This is a genomic window from Capillibacterium thermochitinicola (genome assembly GCF_013664685.1).
Taxonomy (GTDB): Bacteria; Bacillota; UBA4882; order UBA10575; family UBA10575; genus Capillibacterium; species Capillibacterium thermochitinicola.
Window position 1 is genome coordinate 1 of the sequence record NZ_JAAKDE010000072.1, and the last position, 980, is coordinate 980.

A 980-nucleotide genomic window follows, 5' to 3' on the forward strand; every position below is an offset into this window, starting at 1 on the left:
CCCGTGGACACAGCCCTCCGGCCACCAGCCGTCAAGGACACTGAAGTTCAAGACCCCGTTCATCGCGGCCTTCATCCCCGAAGTCCCGCTGGCTTCCTGCGGACGCCGCGGGTTGTTCAACCAGACGTCACACCCTCTGGTCAGTAACCGCCCGATCTTTATGTCATAGTCCTCAAGAAAGACCACGCTCTTGGGGTACCGTTTGGACATCCGGTACATCTCGGCTACAATGTCTTTCCCCGTCAGATCGTTGGGGTGGGCCTTCCCGGACAGGATAATCTGGAGTTTCCCGCTTTCCAGGTACTCCCCGATCACTTCCGGTTTGGTAAAGATGAGATTACCACGTTTATAGGGCGCCGCCCGGCGGGCAAACCCGATGGTCAAAACTTCCTCGTCAAGCTGGACGCCGTTGCGCCGGTAGATCTCGGCAATCATCTCCCGTTTCGCCTGCTGGTGCGGGGCCCAGAGATCTTCGTTACGGGCAAAGGCCTTGGCGATCTCCGGGTCCTGCCAGGCGCCCGGAAAGACCCCGTTGGTGATGGCGATGATCTCGGCCGCCCCGGTCACCCCGCTCCACATCCGGCGGGCGGTCTCCCCGTGCAACTGGGCAACGGCGTTCGCTTTTTTCGCCAGGCGCAAACCGGCCACGGTCATGGAGAAGGGTTCGCCGCCCAAACGCAGCATCTGGCCGAAGGTCAGCCCGTTGTAAGCGCCCATGTATTGCAAAAGCTCATGGTCGTGCTCTTCGTTACCGGCTTTCACCGGCGTATGGGTGGTGAAGACGATCTTCTCCCGGGCTTTGGCCCACGCCTCGTCAAAGCTCAGCCCTTCTTCATCCATCAGCTCCCGGATAATCTCCGTTCCGGCAAAGACCGGATGGCTGTCGTTGAAATGATAGATGTCAACCGGGATCTTCAAAGCCTTCAGTGCCCGGTACCCGCCGATCCCCAGAATCATTTCCTGGGCAATCCGTTCTTCCG

The 980-nt window shown here is 59.7% G+C and carries 1 protein-coding gene; it reads right to left on the reverse strand.

Features of this window, described 5'->3' with window-relative positions:
• On the reverse strand, positions 1-980 hold a 980-nt coding region (glgP, locus tag G5B42_RS11515; protein WP_181340618.1), incomplete at both ends, for an alpha-glucan family phosphorylase.